This window comes from Mesorhizobium sp. M0159 (assembly GCF_040322295.1).
Classification (GTDB): Bacteria; Pseudomonadota; Alphaproteobacteria; order Rhizobiales; family Rhizobiaceae; genus Mesorhizobium.
Genome location: NZ_JAMYTF010000003.1, coordinates 300,163 through 316,249 on the forward strand (window position 1 = coordinate 300,163; position 16,087 = coordinate 316,249).

Annotated in this window: 17 protein-coding genes, 1 tRNA gene and 2 pseudogenes; 7 read left to right on the forward strand and 13 right to left on the reverse strand. The window is 60.3% G+C overall.

Features of this window, described 5'->3' with window-relative positions:
* Positions 1–4: 4 nt before the first annotated feature.
* The 3 genes from NKJ32_RS05045 to NKJ32_RS05055 all read right to left on the reverse strand — a co-directional run bounded on the left by NKJ32_RS05045 (position 5) and on the right by NKJ32_RS05055 (position 2,403).
* Positions 5–439, reverse strand: coding sequence for a DUF2948 family protein (locus NKJ32_RS05045; protein WP_023677407.1), 435 nt, complete (start codon positions 437–439; stop codon positions 5–7).
* A 301-nt stretch (positions 440–740) separates the two neighbouring features.
* A complete protein-coding gene (gene murA, locus NKJ32_RS05050; RefSeq protein WP_023677408.1) occupies positions 741–2,033 on the reverse strand; it encodes a UDP-N-acetylglucosamine 1-carboxyvinyltransferase in 1,293 nt (430 codons plus the stop codon).
* Between the two features lie 157 nt (positions 2,034–2,190).
* Positions 2,191–2,403, reverse strand: coding sequence for a hypothetical protein (locus NKJ32_RS05055; protein WP_352571653.1), 213 nt, complete (start codon positions 2,401–2,403; stop codon positions 2,191–2,193).
* Positions 2,404–2,563: 160 nt separating this feature from the next.
* Between NKJ32_RS05055 and NKJ32_RS05060 the strand changes: the two genes are divergently transcribed.
* A tRNA-Thr gene (locus NKJ32_RS05060) sits at positions 2,564–2,638 on the forward strand.
* Positions 2,639–3,853: 1,215 nt separating this feature from the next.
* A complete protein-coding gene (locus NKJ32_RS05065) occupies positions 3,854–4,399 on the forward strand; it encodes a group I truncated hemoglobin (protein WP_352457047.1) in 546 nt (181 codons plus the stop codon).
* Positions 4,400–4,498: 99 nt separating this feature from the next.
* On the opposite strand, the gene NKJ32_RS05070 is transcribed toward NKJ32_RS05065, so the two are convergent.
* Positions 4,499–5,092, reverse strand: coding sequence for an SOS response-associated peptidase (locus NKJ32_RS05070; RefSeq protein ID WP_352457048.1), 594 nt, complete (start codon positions 5,090–5,092; stop codon positions 4,499–4,501).
* Between the two features lie 84 nt (positions 5,093–5,176).
* Positions 5,177–5,530, reverse strand: coding sequence for a hypothetical protein (locus tag NKJ32_RS05075; RefSeq protein WP_352826932.1), 354 nt, complete (start codon positions 5,528–5,530; stop codon positions 5,177–5,179).
* Between the two features lie 269 nt (positions 5,531–5,799).
* Between NKJ32_RS05075 and NKJ32_RS05080 the strand changes: the two genes are divergently transcribed.
* A complete protein-coding gene (locus NKJ32_RS05080) occupies positions 5,800–6,399 on the forward strand; it encodes a hypothetical protein (RefSeq protein WP_352826933.1) in 600 nt (199 codons plus the stop codon).
* A 353-nt stretch (positions 6,400–6,752) separates the two neighbouring features.
* On the opposite strand, the gene NKJ32_RS05085 is transcribed toward NKJ32_RS05080, so the two are convergent.
* Together NKJ32_RS05085 and NKJ32_RS05090 are read right to left on the reverse strand one after the other, a co-directional pair.
* Positions 6,753–6,953, reverse strand: a complete 201-nt coding sequence (locus NKJ32_RS05085; protein WP_023719429.1) for a CsbD family protein — start codon at positions 6,951–6,953, stop codon at positions 6,753–6,755.
* Between the two features lie 191 nt (positions 6,954–7,144).
* The gene (locus NKJ32_RS05090) at positions 7,145–8,428 is read right to left on the reverse strand and encodes an ROK family transcriptional regulator (protein WP_352577521.1); all 1,284 of its coding nucleotides are present in this window, start codon (positions 8,426–8,428) and stop codon (positions 7,145–7,147) included.
* Between the two features lie 232 nt (positions 8,429–8,660).
* On the opposite strand from NKJ32_RS05090, the pseudogene NKJ32_RS05095 reads away from it, so the two are divergent.
* From NKJ32_RS05095 to NKJ32_RS05110, 4 genes and pseudogenes are all read left to right on the forward strand, one after another.
* Positions 8,661–8,852 (forward strand): annotated as a pseudogene (locus NKJ32_RS05095) (ATP-binding cassette domain-containing protein); the annotation flags it as partial.
* Positions 8,853–9,043: 191 nt separating this feature from the next.
* Complete coding sequence (locus NKJ32_RS05100) at positions 9,044–9,976, forward strand: ABC transporter permease (RefSeq protein WP_352826934.1); 933 nt, start codon at positions 9,044–9,046, stop codon at positions 9,974–9,976.
* Positions 9,977–10,022: 46 nt separating this feature from the next.
* A complete protein-coding gene (locus NKJ32_RS05105) occupies positions 10,023–11,024 on the forward strand; it encodes a rhamnose ABC transporter substrate-binding protein (protein WP_023677420.1) in 1,002 nt (333 codons plus the stop codon).
* An 86-nt stretch (positions 11,025–11,110) separates the two neighbouring features.
* Positions 11,111–11,872 (forward strand): glutamine amidotransferase, encoded by a 762-nt coding sequence (locus NKJ32_RS05110; protein WP_352826936.1) that lies wholly within the window; start codon positions 11,111–11,113, stop codon positions 11,870–11,872.
* 70 nt (positions 11,873–11,942) lie between these two features.
* Here NKJ32_RS05110 and NKJ32_RS05115 read toward each other — a convergent pair whose 3' ends face one another.
* From NKJ32_RS05115 to NKJ32_RS05140, 6 genes and pseudogenes are all read right to left on the reverse strand, one after another.
* Positions 11,943–12,446, reverse strand: a complete 504-nt coding sequence (locus NKJ32_RS05115; RefSeq protein ID WP_352577524.1) for a DUF2314 domain-containing protein — start codon at positions 12,444–12,446, stop codon at positions 11,943–11,945.
* Positions 12,447–12,548: 102 nt separating this feature from the next.
* Positions 12,549–12,690 (reverse strand): annotated as a pseudogene (locus tag NKJ32_RS05120) (SDR family oxidoreductase); the annotation flags it as partial.
* A gap of 86 nt (positions 12,691–12,776) precedes the next feature.
* Positions 12,777–13,658, reverse strand: coding sequence for a YihY/virulence factor BrkB family protein (locus NKJ32_RS05125; RefSeq protein WP_352571644.1), 882 nt, complete (start codon positions 13,656–13,658; stop codon positions 12,777–12,779).
* 174 nt (positions 13,659–13,832) lie between these two features.
* Positions 13,833–14,237 (reverse strand): TadE/TadG family type IV pilus assembly protein, encoded by a 405-nt coding sequence (locus NKJ32_RS05130; RefSeq protein ID WP_352571643.1) that lies wholly within the window; start codon positions 14,235–14,237, stop codon positions 13,833–13,835.
* Positions 14,227–14,646 carry a TadE/TadG family type IV pilus assembly protein gene (locus NKJ32_RS05135; RefSeq protein WP_352571642.1) on the reverse strand — a complete coding sequence of 140 codons (420 nt, stop codon included), beginning with the start codon at positions 14,644–14,646 and terminating at the stop codon, positions 14,227–14,229. Before NKJ32_RS05135 ends, NKJ32_RS05130 begins: the two co-directional genes overlap by 11 nt.
* Entirely contained in the window at positions 14,633–16,027 is a 1,395-nt protein-coding gene (locus NKJ32_RS05140; RefSeq protein WP_352826938.1) for a pilus assembly protein TadG-related protein, read from the reverse strand. The genes NKJ32_RS05135 and NKJ32_RS05140 overlap by 14 nt, the downstream gene beginning before the upstream one ends.
* Positions 16,028–16,087 lie beyond the last annotated feature (60 nt).

Below are 16,087 nucleotides of genomic sequence, written 5' to 3' on the forward strand. Positions count from 1 at the left end.
CGGCTCAAACCCTGTGGACCGGGCGCGACGTCGCTTCCCAGGCGCCGCCGACATCGGCAAGCCGTGCCTCGATGCATTCGACATCGAGCATGATCGCGCCGCCGCCCGAAAAGATCAGCTCGACGATGCCGGCCGGCTTGTCGAGCGCGAGAAAGCTGATCGCCAGCAGCGACAGCACTTCGTCCGGCTTGTCGCGGGCAATGCCGCTGGTCTTGGCGCCGAGCACCCGGTCGAAATGCAGCACGGCCTGCCGCCGCTCATTGTGCTGGCGCAAGAAGCCGGATTTCGCCTCCCACACGAAGCGGTTCATGGTCAGCACGAAGCGCTTTACCGAAGGCAGGTATTCGAGATCGCTGACCTTCATGACGGCATCCTGGAGATGCGCCGAGATGATGCTCAGATCCTGATCGTCGAGCGCGACAAGCTTGAGGCCATTCATGCGGAATTCGCACCTGCGAGTTGATTATTCGACCTTCTGTTAGGCGGTCTTTCCGGCTCGTGCAACCGCGCCGGAGGTCTTGGCCAGGCAATCGCTCCGGTCGGCGCCGCCCCTCATCCCCCTGCCGGGACCTTCTCCCGTATAGGGGACGGGTGTAGGGGCTGGCCGCAACCTCGGCACCCTCTCCGCAACGCCGGAGATTGGCGAAATTCTTCGCGAGGCGGTCCTACTTCCCGTCCCTATACGGCGAGAAGATGCCGGCAGGCAGGCGAGGGGCAGCGCCGACCTGAGCCTGCTATCGTTACCCCGAAATGCGCTCGATTTCCGCGCCGCAACCAGACAGCTTTTCCTCCAGCCGCTCGAAGCCGCGGTCGAGATGGTAGACGCGGTTGACCGTGGTTTCGCCTTCGGCAGCAAGGCCGGCAATGACCAGCGACACCGAGGCCCGAAGATCGGTCGCCATGACTGGCGCGCCCTTCAGTTTCGCTACGCCGTCGACGATCGCCGTCTGGCCGGACAGCGTGATGTGGGCGCCTAGCCGGGCGAGTTCCTGGACGTGCATGAAGCGGTTTTCAAAGATCGTCTCGGTGATGCGCGACTTGCCCTTGGCCATCGTCATCAGGCCCATGAACTGCGCCTGCAGATCGGTCGGGAAAGCCGGGAAGGGCGCCGTCGTCACGTCGACCGGCGAAATGCCGGCGCCGTTGCGCCTGACGCGGATGCCGGAATTAGTCTGCGTGATCTCGGCGCCGGTCTGCGAAATGATGTCGAGCGCCGTCTGCAACAGGTCGGGCCGCGCGCCTTCCAGCACGACGTCGCCGCCGGTCATCGCCACCGCCATCGCATAGGTGCCGGTCTCGATGCGGTCGGGGATCACCCTGACGCGGGCACCCGACAGCGCCTCGACGCCGTCGATGGTGATGGTCGCCGTGCCGGCGCCCGAGATCTTCGCGCCCATGGCGTTGAGGCATTCGGCGAGGTTGACGATCTCCGGCTCGCGGGCGGCGTTTTCGAGCACCGTCTCGCCCTTGGCCAGCGAGGCCGCCATCATCAGCACATGGGTGGCGCCGACCGAAACTTTCGGGAACACATAACGGTTGCCGACAAGCCGGCCGTTCCTGGTTTTGGCAATGACATAGCCGGTGTCGACGTCGATATCGGCGCCCAGCGCCTGCAGGCCCTCGAGGAAGAGGTCAACCGGCCGTGTGCCGATGGCGCAGCCGCCGGGCAGCGACACCTTGGCCTCGCCCATGCGGGCCAGCAGCGGGCCGATCACCCAGAACGAGGCCCGCATCTTCGACACCAGCTCGTAAGGCGCCGTCGTGTCGACGATGTTGCGGGCGGAGAAAGTGATGGTGCGCGAATAGCCTTCCTGCTGCTTTTCGCGGCGGCCATTGACCGAATAGTCGACGCCGTGATTGCCGAGGATGCGGATCAGCTGCTCGACATCGGCCAGATGCGGCACGTTTTCCAGCGTCAGCGTGTCATCGGTCAAAAGCGCGGCGATCATCAGCGGCAGCGCAGCGTTTTTCGCGCCCGAGATCGGAATGCTTCCGGCAAGCTTGTTGCCGCCGACAATTCTGATGCGATCCATGAAGAGCGTCCCCTCGGCGCCAAGGCCGGTTTAAATCGGTTGAGTCTGTTGCGGCCATCTAGACCATTGGCCGGCTTGGTTCAAGAAACAGGCTACTCCCCACTTTGGCCCACGCCGACTTGGCCAAAGTACCGGCGACCAACATAGCCGATTCGCGTTAATCTTTTTTCATCGCCGCCTGCAGCCCCTCCGGCCGCTCGTCGGCCTCGCCAGCGCGCCGCTTGTCGGCGTCGCCGGTCCTTCGTGAGCGCGATTGCGCCTTGCGCTTCTGCAGGTTGGCGCGCAACTGCTCGGCCAGCCGGTCCTTGCGGCCCGTTCCGGCCTTTTTCGGTGGGTCATCCTTTTTTGGTGAAAGCGTCTTGTCGTTCATCGTCCCGTCTCCGGCCGGCGACCCGCCAGCGTGCTATCAAGGGATAGCCAACATTGTGGCACGGCCATGTCCGGAACAATCGCCGGTGCGGCCTTTCAACCCGTCTTTGTCTTGGCCTTGCGCTTGCCGGTTCGATATGGCAGAAGCCCCGCCATCGGCGGCTGCGGTAGCTCAGTGGTAGAGCACTCCCTTGGTAAGGGAGAGGTCGAGAGTTCAATCCTCTCTCGCAGCACCAGATTGTTTTCGCTGGCGCATCTTCCAAGGCCTCTTTGACCTGCTCGATGATGATTGTGCGCGGTTGGCGAGGTTGCCGAAAAATATGGCGCCCCGCGATCTGCCGAGTGCCACGCGCACAAGCTCGTCGAAACAGTGGTCTTGCACGCGCACCTCCCGGCGCTCGCACGCGCCATGATGCGCGCGGGGAAAGCGTTCTAGTCTGCCCTGCTGCAGGCTGCTTAACAAAGCTTGCAGCCGGGAACAATCGCTCAATGACTCGCGTTTCTTGCGAAGACCCGCTTCTTTTGCACGGGCAGCGGGCCTCGAAGGCTCGCAAATGTCGCGCCGGCGTTTCAATCGCACTCGCCTCAGCCCTCACGATTTGGCTATTTGTGAACGCGTGTTTGATCAGGTTTGCGCAGATGAGCACATTGACCCTCTAAGCCTGGATGCCGAAGCCTTGGCGGTGATGATTGTCGCAATCTTCCGAAACGTGACTACCAATGAGCGCGAACTGCTGGAGGAAGTTAGGTCTCTTCGTCGCTCAAAAGGCGCAGAGAAGGCGCACTAGCTAGGCGGCGTTCCGAGGCGAATTGTTCTAGTCCCGCATTGGCACAATCGGATTGGCATCTGAATTGCCCATTGATGATCGCCAGAGTGTAGCCACCGAGCTTGCGAAGGGGATAGAAATGGGTTTGGCCGAAGACTTATCTGATGTCGCGCTCACATTCGAATGTCCGGATTGCTCACACCCGGCGGTAAGAAAGGGCTCCGCACTAAGAACAATCGCGCACTTCAGATGCGACGGGTGCAACCGCAAGGTGCGGATGACCTATCCGCAGAAGCTCGCGATCTTCGAAAAGCACAAGCTATTGGCCGCAAGCAGCCGGCAAAGCCGCGGGAAGCGATTGTACGCCCCCTACCGGGGCTGATTGCCGCCGACAACACGACACAGAAGGAAAATGCCCAAGGTCAGGGGCACAGATGCGGCCGAAGTGGCTTCGCGACCTCTGCCGCGTGCAGCGACGCCTGCTAAGCCTTCCTCATCCGCGCGGCCTTCGCCCCTTTTGACGCATGTTGACCATGACAATGCGCCCAATCGGAATAATTCGGGCGAAGGGCTCGTTAGTTCTTTAGGCGATGCTAAAATACGGCAAAGTGTCCGAATGTCATTTCATGAAGCCCGCCAGACAGGCTGCGGCTCGCTCTGGCCTAACCTCGAAGGGAACCAGGGATGAAAATTTCGACTTCTCTCACAAGACGAAGTGTTGTCGCCGCGCTGGCGCTGGCCGCCGCATCGACGTCGGTATTGCCTGTCGACAAGGCGCTCGCGCAGACGAAGAAAACCACATCCGAGAAAAGTCTGTATGAGCGGCTGGGCGGCGTGTTTGCCATCGCAGCGGTGATCGATCATTTCAGCGACGCCGTCGTGAGGAACCCGATCGTCGGCCAAAAGTCCAAGAATCCGCAGCTGCGCAAATGGCACACCAAGAACCTGGAAAGGTTGCCCGGCCTTAAGTTCATGCGCACGCTGTGGGTCTGCGACGTTTCTGGCGGGCCCTTCAAGTTCGTCGCCACCAAGCCCGGCACGACGCCGCTCGGTCTCGAGGAGGCGCATCGCGACCTGCGGATTTCCCCCGCGGAATTCGATGAGGTCGCAGCCGAACTCGGGCGGACGTTGGATCATTTCAAAATTCCGAAGCCTGAGAAAACCGAAGTCCTGGAAGCTTTCGCCGCCCACAAAGACGAGGTCACCGCCGGCTACGTCAAGCCGGGCTGAAGCGCTTATATCGCGCGGGCATTCGTTCTGAGCATGGCGCGCATCGCCGTGACGATGCGGCGCGGCCGTAGCTCAGCGCGCGCAGTCTTCCGATGGATCCTACTCGGAACCTGCGCGAACTGTTTCCGCGCTGAGCGACCCTTCCGGCAGTGGCAGCATGAGTTCAGCCTCGGACTTCGTCAGATGGATCCATGCCGCCCAGTCCGATGGCCGCAGCACAACCACTTGCCGATTGTGATATGGCGCGACATCCGGCCCCGGATCGGTCGTCAGCATCGTGAACGTCGGCGGCTTGTTGCCGACACCCTCGCGCCACAGCCCGGCAATCGCCATGAACGAATGGCCATTCAGCGTGAACCTGTGCTTGGTTTTTGGATATTTCGCTCCCGTGAATTCGAAGAATGCCGACGCCGGAACGAGACAGCGCTTGCTGTTGCTGAACTGCCGGCCCTCCGAGCGAAAGTTGAATACAGGTCCGCCTTTTGGCCCGGCCGGGGGAAAGCCGAACGTCATCGACGCCAGTTCGATTGCGTCGCCGGCGGCGCGCATTACCGGCGCGGGGTCGTTGATGTGGATGTCATCCGCCTGCGGCAGATCCAATTCGGTTTGATGGCTGGGGATTTTGAGCGCCAGCGATTCCATCATCCGGCAGTATTCGGCCCAGGCGATGTGCTGCTCGTAGTCATTGCACATGGAAAGGCTCCGTACGCTCGACCGAGATCAGTTCAACATAGCGTTTATCGGTTGGCGCCGATTGCTGGCGGATTTGATATAAGCCTATTTGGGCCGGCGTGCGGCAGCGATGGCCTGAAACAGATTGATGCTGTTCACGTCGGGTTCGCTGGATGCGGCAACGGCAAGTGCGGCGGCTTCGGCGATTTTCGCGACGTCGTCGCTGCTGATCGTTCCGCGCTTTTCCAGCAGATTTACAAGTTCGACAACGAGAAGAAAGGCGTTCACGCCATATCGTTCGGCTTTGAGCTCGAACTCGCCTCGAGCCAATTTCTCCGCGTCTCCTTCAGCCCGTTTGTCCACGTGATCGCCCTCTACTTTTGCCGATAACCTATTAACGCTTAGCACGAATGGTTTAATCCTTCGAACTGGCCACAACCTTCGCCAATTGCCGGGCATAGTGTCGCCGGTGGCAAGGGCATGGGTTCAGCCAAGGATGAGACCAACCAACAGAACGGTAAGAATAAAGGACAACACGACGGCAAGTAGCCCGCATGCTTCCAAAGTGTTGGTTTGCCAAGCTTTCGTCGGGCGCCTCCGGTTTGAATTCCCGTTTCGCGAAACAAACTTCATCGGGCACCAGATCGGACGCGGAGCCGGCTTGAATTTGGCAAAGCGCTCCTCTTCATCGGCCCGGAAGGCATCTCCGCGAAACTCCGGAGCACCGTATGCGCGGCGCCGGCCTGCCTTTCATCGACGCGAGCAATCACCAATACGACACCCTCAGCGATCTTCGGCTTGCGCGGCTTCTGGGCAAAATTGGCAAAAGTTCCGAGAAGCACGCCGGCAAAGCCGCCCCAAGCCGCACCGACCAGGGCCATGCCGGTCATCCCCGCAGGATCAACGTCTTGAGCTCCAAAAGCGCTGAAGCCGGCCAACAGACCAGCCGTCGCGCCAAGTGCGGCACCAGCGACGGCACCTCGCCAGAGAGCGCTCATCTCATCGTCGTAATATCCAGCAACGCTGATCGGTTCATCATTGTCATTGTAAGATCCGACCACGCTGATTTGCCGGCGACGAATCCCGGCAGCCTGAAGCCTCGCAACGGCACGTGCTGCCTGGGCATGGGAATTGAACAGCCTGCTGATCGTTTGCATTTACGCCCAGGCCCGCCGCCCGTTCGGAGCGTCGGGCCTCTCCTCCCTGGCTTGAACTCTTCCGCCCGGACGCATCTTCGTCGCGCCAAAGCTCACCACAACGTGAGCCAGCCGGCTACGTTCCCAGCCGGGGCTTCGGTCCAATCCTGGAGTATCTTGCTTGGGACCTAAGTCTGACCTGCTTGAATGCAACGGGCAGTGAGGCCACGCCGAGAGGGAGCCGTTGCTGAATCGAAGAGGTCGAGGAGAGGGCTAAGGCCTATCGCAGACCCAAAAAGCTCAAAATGGCTATTACGATCACGATCGCGCCGACCAGCCAGATAATGTTGTTCATGATTGCACTCCTTCGCCTCCGGGTGGGGTGCACGCCGAGGCGAAGCCCGCCACGCAAGTAGAACATCAGATATGGCTAAAGGTTCCTCGCTCGCCTCGCTGTCGAAAGAGCCCACCGCACCAGTCGGCACGGCGGGCGACGCAGAGTTTCACCCCGGTGGTGGGCAGCAAACGGCATTGCATCCAAAGGCTCAGCTGATGCTTCTGGACCAGTTATCAACCTGGCGCTCCGCCTCTTCCTTGGCGATGCCATATCGCTCCTGGATGCGTCCCAAAAGCTGGTCTCGGTTGCCCTCGATGCGATCAAGATCATCGTCGGTGAGGTCACCCCACTGCTCTTTCGCCTTGCCTTTGAACTGCGTCCATTTTCCCTTGATTTGATCCCAGTTCATATGTTCCTCCTTGCTTCCTAGGCCCGCACTAAAGCGGAGCGCGGACCGATCAGCATTGCATGTCGGTGACGAATGAAGATTAGCGGCCGCTAAAAGTTCCGGTGCCGGCGCAAAAAGCCCGCCGTGCCCGTGCCTGACTGTGAGCTGATGTTGATGATGTCCGGAGCTTGATGCTCTTTCGCGGCACTATCTTATGCCGTTGAAGTCGCCGAGCTTCTTGCTGGTTGGCCTTGGCTGGCAAGCCTCGAAAGGCTACCCGGCAGCATTGTTCTGTCCTTGCCGATCATCAGCACGCCGCTGTCGGGCGCCAACAGTGCCGAGAACGGCAGCATCGCCGCGCCGATCGGCGAAGCCTCGGGGCCGAATTGTCCCGACACGATTTCCGGCGCCACGATGCCGATGGCGCTGATCCTGTTGAACTGGGTCTGCACCTTTGCCAACAGCTCGAGATGAATCGGCCGCGGCAGGATGCTGTCGAGAACGATCGCCTCGATGTCGATGACGGAGGTGATGGCGATGATCGCCTCGACCAGCGCATTGGCGCAATCGTCGATCCATTCGGACAGCGGCTCGCGCGCCCCCGGCGGCAAGGGATCGAGTTCGCGCACACGGTTGATCTCGATGCCGCGCGATTTGAGATGATTGACCAGCACATAGATCGAAGCGCGATGCAGCAGGCTCTGGTAGCGCGCCGGCTTGGCCGCCACCGAATCGAGGCTTGAAGGCGAGACCGGCAAAGGACCGAGCGCGGCGCTGTTGCCGTGGGGCCCGGTATGGACCTTGCCGCCTTGCACCAGTCCGCCGCCGACAAAGGTGTCGATCGAGATATGCATGAAGTCGCGGAACCGCGCGCCGGTCCCCTGGATGAGTTCGGCGAGTGCGGCCGATGATGCGTCGTTTTCCACGAAGACCGGGGTCTTCGGCTTTGTGGCGAAGAACGTCGTCAGATCGATTGCTTCCCAGCGGCTGCCGAGATCGTCGGGAAAGCCGAGCTCTTCGCTCCAGCCGCCGAGGAAATATGGCGAGGCGATGCCGACGCCGACGATGCTGGCATCGCCAAGCCCCTCGACCAGCTTGTCGAAATTGGCCAGCGACATGTTGCCGGCCTTGAGCACCATGTCGGGATCCGGAAAGCGATATTCGTGCGACTCGCGCGAGCGGACCTCGCCGGCAAAGTCGACGAGCACGGCTTCCAGCGCGCGCCGGCCGATCTTGATGCCGACGCTGTAGATACGCTCAGGTGCAAGTCGGTAGAGAGTGGATGGCGATCCGCGTTGCCCGAACCTTTTCCCCACTTGCTTTACGAATCCGGACGATTCCAGCCCGTCGACAATGGTGGCGACCGCGGCCGGCGTCAGATTTGCGGCGCGCGCCAGATCGGACTTGGATGCCTCCTTCAGGCGGCGAATGGCATCAAGCACGAAGCGCTCGTTATAATGCCGAACCTTGACCGAATTGCTGCCTTTTCCGGACAAAACCGGCGCCTCCCCATTCATTCCCGCAGAGCCACTCCAGCCGCTTGCAGCTTTGAGGCTGCCGCGGGGTCGAGCACTCCAATCGCACCCGTGCGCGACGCGACAGTGCCCTTCGCGGCCATGGAAGTCAATTTTCCAGTTGCGGCATTCGGCCATTTAATATAGCAAATTGAAAAAACAGGACCAGGGAGGAAAGGTGCTGCACTTGGGCGCATTAGGCGAAGCCGACGCCATGGTGAAGAGCGACGCGGCTGTCCCCGTTGCCCTGGTTCAGGCGACAAAAGCCTTCGGCGGCACGATTGCCCTCAAGGACGCGTCCTTCGAATTGCGCTCAGGCGAGGTGCTGGCTCTGCTTGGCGAAAACGGCGCCGGCAAGAGCACCTGCGTAAAGCTGCTGGCCGGCGTGTATCTCCCGACCGGCGGCCAAGAACGGGCTGACGCTGGTGCGCGTCGACCCGCTGTGGCTGCAGGGCGTCTACGGCCTGGTTATCCTGGTGGCCATCGGCATCGACACCTTCATCGTGCGGCGTGCCGAGCAGGCAAGACAGGCGAGGGCGCGGTGAAAAGTTCCTCCGTTCGATCGACTTCTGGGATCTGCTGCTGGCGACCTCTTGCGTGGCCATCTTCCTCTATGCCGCGATCTTCGTGCCGAATTTCGTTTCCGGCTTCAATCTCTCGCAACTGGCCGCCAGCGCCTCGGAAAAGGCATTGCTGATCCTGCCGATGACGCTGCTCATCATCACCCGCGAGATCGACCTGTCGATCGCCTCGGTGCTGGCGCTGACCTCCGTCGTCTTTGGCTTGCTGGTCCAGGCCGGTGTGCCGACGCTTGCCGCAATCCCGCTGACGCTCGTCATCGGCGGCCTGCTCGGCGCCTTCAACGGCTATCTGGTCTCGGGCCTTGGACTGCAGTCGTTGGTTGTGACGCTCGGCACCATGGCGCTCTACCGAGGCATTGGCTACATCCTGCTCGGCACCGGCTCGGTCAACATCCTGCCGCCCGCGCTCGTCGATTTCGGCATCAACAACCTGCCTGGCACCGAGATACCGTGGACCATCGTGCCCTTCCTGGTGCTGGCGCCGGTGTTTGCGGTCGTGCTGCAGAAGACGCCGACCGGCAAGCGCATCTACGCGCTCGGCGGCAGCCCCGAAGTGGCGCGCTATTCCGGCATAAACACGCGCCGGATGGTGCTGAACCTGTTCGTCGTCTCGGGCGTCGTCGCGGCGATAGCCGGCATCGTTTATACCGCGCGCCTTTCCAACGCCCGCGCCAACAATGCGCTCGGCATGGAGCTCGACGTCATCACCATCGTGCTGCTCGGCGGCGTCAGCGTCTTTGGCGGCAAGGGCCGCCTGACCGGCGTCATGCTGGCACTGGTCCTGATCGCCATCATCCGCAACGTGCTGGCGCTGAACCAGATCGGTGGCGACGCGCAGGGCATGATCATCGGCCTGCTTCTGATCGGCTCGCTGCTGGTCGGCAATTACTGGCGCTCCACACAGGAGATGCTCAGCAGATCCCGCGCAATGCGCGAGACAAAGGGGTGATCTCGGGCCCCTTCCTTCAAGCCCGAATTTTGACGGAGGAGTCACAATGAAAGCGTTTAGATTAGCCCTGCTCGCATCCGCGGTTCTGCTTGCGCCAAGCTCGCTGGCCTTCAGCCAGGAGTGCGCCAAGGAACCCGTAACGGTCGGTTTCCTGCCCAAGCTCGACACGGATCCCTACTTCAAAGTGGCCTTCGGAGGCGCACAAGAGGCAGCCAAGGAAATTGGCGGCACCGCTACGCAGGTCGCCCCATCGCAGGCGACCGCCGAGGCGCAGATCGAATTCATCAACAGCCTCGTGTCGCAGAAGGTCGGAGTCATCGCAATTGCCGGCAACGACGCCAATGCCGTCGCGCCTGCGCTGAAGCGCGCCGTTCAGCAGGGGGTCAGGGTGATTTCGTATGACTCCGATGTGGCCGCCGATGCGCGTGCGGTGTTCGTCAATCAGGTGAAGGGCGACAGCCTCGCCGAGATGATGCTCGAAAGTGCATTCGCCCTCAGCGGCGGTGAAGGCGAATTCGCGATCCTGTCGTCGACGCCGACGGCGACCAACCAGAATGCCTGGATCGACTTCATGAAGGCGAAGATGGCGGCCGAGCCGAAGTTCTCCAAAATGAAGCTGGTGCAGGTGGCCTATGGCGAAGAAAGCGAACAGATCAACCAGCAGCAGGCATTGGCGCTGGTGCAGGCGTTTCCCGATCTCAAGGTGATCATCGTCCCGGCAGGCATCGGCCTTCCGGCGGCCGCGCGTGCACTCGAGGAAGCGGGCATGATCGGCAAGGTCAAGCTGACCGGGCTCGCGCCGGCCACTCTGATCTCGAAATACATCAAGGACGAAGCGGCTCAGGATATCTGGTGGAACGTCACCGATCTTGGCTATCTTACTTATCAGACGGCCCAGGCGTTTGCGCAATGCAAGATCACCGGCAAGGAGGGTGAGAAGTTCACGGCAGGCAGGCTCGGCGAATACACGATTGGCGCCGGCGGCGAACTGATCCTTGGTCCGGCCAAGATCGTGACTCCCGAAAATCTGGCCGAGTTCAAATTCTGATCCTATAGAGCTTGAGTTCTAGGGGGCGCCGGTCCATCCGGCGCCCTTCCTAAAAACCTCTCGAATGAAAACAGTGCGGGGCGGCAATGAAGATATTGCTTCCAGGCGAAACCTTTGCAGCGACGACCTCGGTTGCCATCGGCAGCGACGTGCTTACAAGTGCGGCCTCGACAAATGGTGCGACGGCCTTCAATGCCGCGCTGGCCACTGAAGGCATCGCGGTCACGCAGATCGGCGGCGAGCGTTGCAGCGCGGCGTTTCCCTATGACCTCGATGGGCTCGCCCAATATCAGGCGGTGGTGATCTCCGACGTCGGCGCCCTGACATTGCTGGTGACGCCGGATGCCCGCGCCGGGCGTGTCGGCGTCAACCGCCTCGATGTGCTCAAGGCCTATGTCGAAGGTGGCGGCGGGCTGATGCTGGCCGGCGGTTACATGGGCTTTCAGGGCATGTTCGGGACGGCGCGTTTCCACGACACCCCGGTCGAGGACGTTCTGCCGGTCCGTTGCCTACCCTACTGCGACGGCATGGAGGTGCCGCAAGGCGTGCAGGCCTCCATCCTGCAGTCGTCACATCCGATTTTTTCCGGGGTGGAGGGGCCTTTGCCGCCGATTCTCGGCATGAACAAGCTGGAATTCAGGCGCGACGGTTCGTCCCGGCTTCTGGCGACCTGCCACCATCGCGGCACCGACTGGCCGCTCCTTGCCGTCGGTAGCCATGGCCGCGGCCGCACGATTGCCTGGGCAACCGATATCGGCCCGCATTGGCTCTCGCAGGATTTCCTCGGATGGCCGTTCTACGGAAGACTGATGGCGAACATGGTCGGTTGGCTCGCCGGCGATGGATGAGAAAGCTGGTTTGACCAGTGCGGCTGCCCAATCCTCCAACGAAAGACCAGGCTATCAAGCATGCGTTGAATCAGGACGGCAGTGGCTGATAAACCGAAACCCCGATGTATCGATCGTATGAGCCACGATCTTTCTCAGGAAGCTTGTCTCGGGTTACACGTAATGTGAATCCCCCCTGCAAGTGCCCCGCGTCGAGAACCATCCAATCGAAAATATCATCGCCTTCAAACGAAAGTCGCTGTCCGACTTGATGCCATTTCTGAAGCTCGGGTGGCACCTCGAAAAACGCACCTGAAAATAGCCGCTCCTCAGCATGATAATGCACAGCGGCAAGCCAAAGGAAAACAAAGTGGTCCTCCCGAAGACGTACGGACTCGTCGGGATCGCGAAACCGAAGCTTCGCGGAACAGAAGGCATCTGCATTTCCCTCGATATGTTCGACAAATGTCGGCACACTCGCAAGCGCGCGATCGTAAGCTGCTAGGAAGGCGGGGTCTGTCTGCGAGATAGCCGCGAAGAGTGGCTCATTCCGCGGTTCGTCGAATTCACCGTTCGATTGAGATTTTTCGCTCATAAAAGACCTCTTGGACTAACCTTGCGAAGTCCGCGCGCTTCTTCCTGGTGTGGGGAGACGGCGCTCGCGAAGCGGTGTCGCACTACCAGCCAAAGAGTCCTATCACGCTACCGACCAACCGCCATCCACCAATTATTTTCGCGCCAGTGATCAGTGACGCCGGCGGCGAGGCGAGGAACACCACGGTGCCCGCGACGTCGATCGGGTCGCCGATGCGGCCGAGCGGAATGTGGCCAGCACATGCAGGCGAGTGCGCAGGCGCGGCCGCTGCCGCGCGAGGCCCCGGTGACCAGCACCACCTTGCCGGCGAGGTCGAATTTCGGCGTGAACTCATTTGTCATGCGATTCCACCTTGTTCTTCAAATCGGACCGGCTGCCGTGTCGAACCGAATAGGCTCGCGTGAATTCGGCGCCCAGCAGAAATATCTCGGCCGAATAATAGACCCATAACAGCACGACGAGCAGGGCGCCGGCCGCGCCGTATGACGATGAGATGGCGCTGGTTCCGATATACCAGCCAATCAGCGACTTGCCGATGGTGAACAGAAACCCGGTGACCACGGCGCCGATGCCGACATCGCGCCATTGCAGGCTGCGGTCCGGCAGCACCTTGTAGATTGCGGCAAACAGCAGCGTGATCAGGGCAAACGAGACGATCCCGTTGATGGCGCTCAGGATGATGGTGCCGAACGGCAGGTAGGCGTTGATGACTTCTCCGAGCGCCGAAATTGCAGCGCTTACGACCAGCGACACCAGGAGCAGAAAACCGAGGGCGGCGACCAGGCCCAGGCTTGCAATGCGTGCCCGAACCATTCGTGAAATCGTTGCCCCGGTCGGTTTGACTTTCCAGATTTCGTTCAACCCCAGCTGCATCTCGCCGAACACGCCGGATGCGGCGACGAACAGCGTGACCAGCCCCAGAATGCTGGCGAGGGTTCCGGCTTCCTTCTGCGAGGCGTTTTCGATCGTAGCTCGCAGCAGCTCGGCACTTTGCGGCCCCATCAGGCCAGCGATCTGTGCCGAAAGGGCGAGTTGCGCCGCCTCGTGCCCGAAGGCCATGCCGGCAATAGCGACAACGATGAGCAGGATCGGCGCAAGCGAGGTCGTGGCATAAAACGCTATCGCCGCCCCATGGCTCAGCGCATTGTCGTCGATGAAGCCGATGACGCTCTGCTTGAGGAGCCTCCAGCCCTCTGCTGCCAAATTCCACATGTAGGCCTCGCATGCCTGTCAACAAACAAGTAGCGGCGGCGCAGCGCTGGGCGAGGGGTGGGGGCTCGGCCGGAACAAAGCCGGCAACGGCACGCCGTACAAGGCGATCGCCTATAAAGGCGGCGTGCAGCGAACATCCTGCGAAAGGTGCCGCTCGACTGGCCGGGGACGTGCTCACGATGCAATCAGGGGAACTGTGACAGTTGTCTGATAATGTATCGGATATCGGTTGAAATACGGGAACTCGATCACGAACGCATATTGGGCGGTCAGATGTGCCATGCGAAAGCCGCCGCTGGCGACGTCGATTGCTATTGTTACGTCGACGTCTTTCAATCCCAAATCCAGTAATTTTTCCGTGGCAATGGCTTGGATCTGGGCCTGAGTCAGCGAGTTCTTCATTTGCAGCGCACGTGACGACGTTTCCAGCGTGTACCGAACACTCGACATAGCGTTCAGAGCCCAGCCGAATGCAAAGATGCCGATCAAAAGCATTATCAGAAAAGGCGCGATCAGCGCGAACTCTAATGCAGCTCCGCCTGATGCATCCCCCGTGAAAGCTCTCGACTTAGCGGACACGAATCACCTGTTGATGACTGAGTTCGCGCGAGAGGGAAAACGCGCCAAAACTGAAGGGCGGTGACCAGGTGGCTGTCGCCTGTATTACGAGGAAGACCGAGGGGGCTTTCAAAGTGTCGCACAGGACCGATGGATCGGCCACGATGTTCCCGCACATGTATTTCCGGCTCACTGCCACCTGCGCGCCATCAGGATGGTTTTCCCAGCTCGAAAGAGCGACAGCTTGGATGGTCGTATCCTCGACTGCTCCTTGCATCACGAGGTTCGCCGCGGTTTTGACGCCTGCACGCATCGACAATGCGCTCGAGACAAAAGACCAGCCGTCGATGATGCCAAGAAGTACCAGGCAAAGGATGGGCAGAACCAGCGCAAACTCTACCGCGGCAACACCCGAATCACTCCGGAACATCCGGACTTGTAGCCGATCCACGAAAACTACTCGACAAGCTGAACGGTTTGCGTGGCCGGAATGTCTCGCATTCCAAGCTCGTGCAATCCTGAATGATGTTTGCGTTGCCGGACCATTGCACGGTACTTGCGACGACCTGCGTGCAACCACCTTTGCCCGAGAAATTGCCGAGATAATTGACGCCCTGTGTTGGAAAATACAGAGCGCCGGTCAATAGCGAATCCGCCGTGCCATTAAACGTGTTGGATCCCGCCAGGTTGGCTCTGTCGCCATAGAACAGCACACCTGAATAGGTGCCCGACGTCGGTGCGCTGAGCTTGACGGTCGCCGTGCCGTTCATGCTAACGCCGGAGGTATCGGCCAGATAAATGACGACACCCTCGCCGGAAATATTTGCATTCGAGCTCGCTTTGAAATCGCCTCCCTCAATGACGTATATCCCGGGCGAGAGGGTTACATTGCCGCTCAAGCTGAGCCCCTTGCAGTATGTTCCAGGTTGCAAGGTTGACTGATTGCCGTTTTGACAAGGGTTCGTGGCCGGCGGCGCCGGCAGGTCGGCAAAAGGATCAGCAGCGGGCAGCGCCTGAGTTATCAGGCTGGCGCAAACGGTCTTCACGACGTTGCTCAACGAAACACCGCCTGCCGATATCAGGCAATCGACATCAAGGCTTGCCGATCCCTGAAGTTTGATGGCGTCCGGAGCTATCGAATTCGACATGACGGAGCAGCCTGTCAGTTTTGTGGTCGAACTGCCGGAAAAGAGCGCCGCTTTCGAAGCGGAAGGATCGACCGTCAAAATGCAGGCTTTTGAAGCATCCGTAATAAGAGCCACCGCCCTTGCTTGTGCGCCAACTGCGTTTTGCGTGAATATCGACGTAAAGAACCGATCGAGGTTCTGATGAACGACTACCTCAACCGCCTTTTTTCCGACATTTGGACCGGCTGACGGAGGCGAGAAGACCTCTATTGTACCTGCTGACGGTCCCCAGCCGTTCGTGGTCGCTGACGCTGTCGCTGCGGAGACAATCTTTGGCGTGTCGGATCCCGAAACCTTTTCCAAAGCGCCAGCATAGGCCGCCGCATCCGCCACCGCTTGTAGCTTCAGGCTGCTGTAATACCAATAGGAAGTCTCGATACCAAGGCCCGCACCGCCGACGACAATCGGCAAAGACAGAGCAAAAATAGTAGCAACGTTGCCGCTCTCGCCGATCGGTCGCATAGCGCGGAAAAAACACCTAAAAATGCGGGCACGCCAGTCCATTTCCCTATTAAAGCAGGATTGCATAAAAGAATGACTAAGAATTTCCGTACATTTCTTGGCTGCGATCCATCCGGGCTTAACGGCCCGTTCCGCCGCTTCAACGCGGGCCTTTGGCGCCACAGGACCCTCGTTAGTCCTTCGGCCGGGAGCATGTCTTCATAGGAACAATTCTGGTTTCCG

Coding starts and splice junctions, on each gene's coding strand:
- NKJ32_RS05045 (WP_023677407.1), bottom strand. CDS start 439: ATGAATGGCCTCAAGCTTGTCGCGCTCGACGATCAGGATCTGAGCATC.
- murA (WP_023677408.1), bottom strand. CDS start 2,033: ATGGATCGCATCAGAATTGTCGGCGGCAACAAGCTTGCCGGAAGCATT.
- NKJ32_RS05055 (WP_352571653.1), bottom strand. CDS start 2,403: ATGAACGACAAGACGCTTTCACCAAAAAAGGATGACCCACCGAAAAAG.
- NKJ32_RS05065 (WP_352457047.1), top strand. CDS start 3,854: ATGAAAATTTCGACTTCTCTCACAAGACGAAGTGTTGTCGCCGCGCTG.
- NKJ32_RS05070 (WP_352457048.1), bottom strand. CDS start 5,092: ATGTGCAATGACTACGAGCAGCACATCGCCTGGGCCGAATACTGCCGG.
- NKJ32_RS05075 (WP_352826932.1), bottom strand. CDS start 5,530: ATGCCCGGCAATTGGCGAAGGTTGTGGCCAGTTCGAAGGATTAAACCA.
- NKJ32_RS05080 (WP_352826933.1), top strand. CDS start 5,800: ATGCGCGGCGCCGGCCTGCCTTTCATCGACGCGAGCAATCACCAATAC.
- NKJ32_RS05085 (WP_023719429.1), bottom strand. CDS start 6,953: ATGAACTGGGATCAAATCAAGGGAAAATGGACGCAGTTCAAAGGCAAG.
- NKJ32_RS05105 (WP_023677420.1), top strand. CDS start 10,023: ATGAAAGCGTTTAGATTAGCCCTGCTCGCATCCGCGGTTCTGCTTGCG.
- NKJ32_RS05110 (WP_352826936.1), top strand. CDS start 11,111: ATGAAGATATTGCTTCCAGGCGAAACCTTTGCAGCGACGACCTCGGTT.
- NKJ32_RS05115 (WP_352577524.1), bottom strand. CDS start 12,446: ATGAGCGAAAAATCTCAATCGAACGGTGAATTCGACGAACCGCGGAAT.
- NKJ32_RS05125 (WP_352571644.1), bottom strand. CDS start 13,658: ATGTGGAATTTGGCAGCAGAGGGCTGGAGGCTCCTCAAGCAGAGCGTC.
- NKJ32_RS05135 (WP_352571642.1), bottom strand. CDS start 14,646: ATGTTCCGGAGTGATTCGGGTGTTGCCGCGGTAGAGTTTGCGCTGGTT.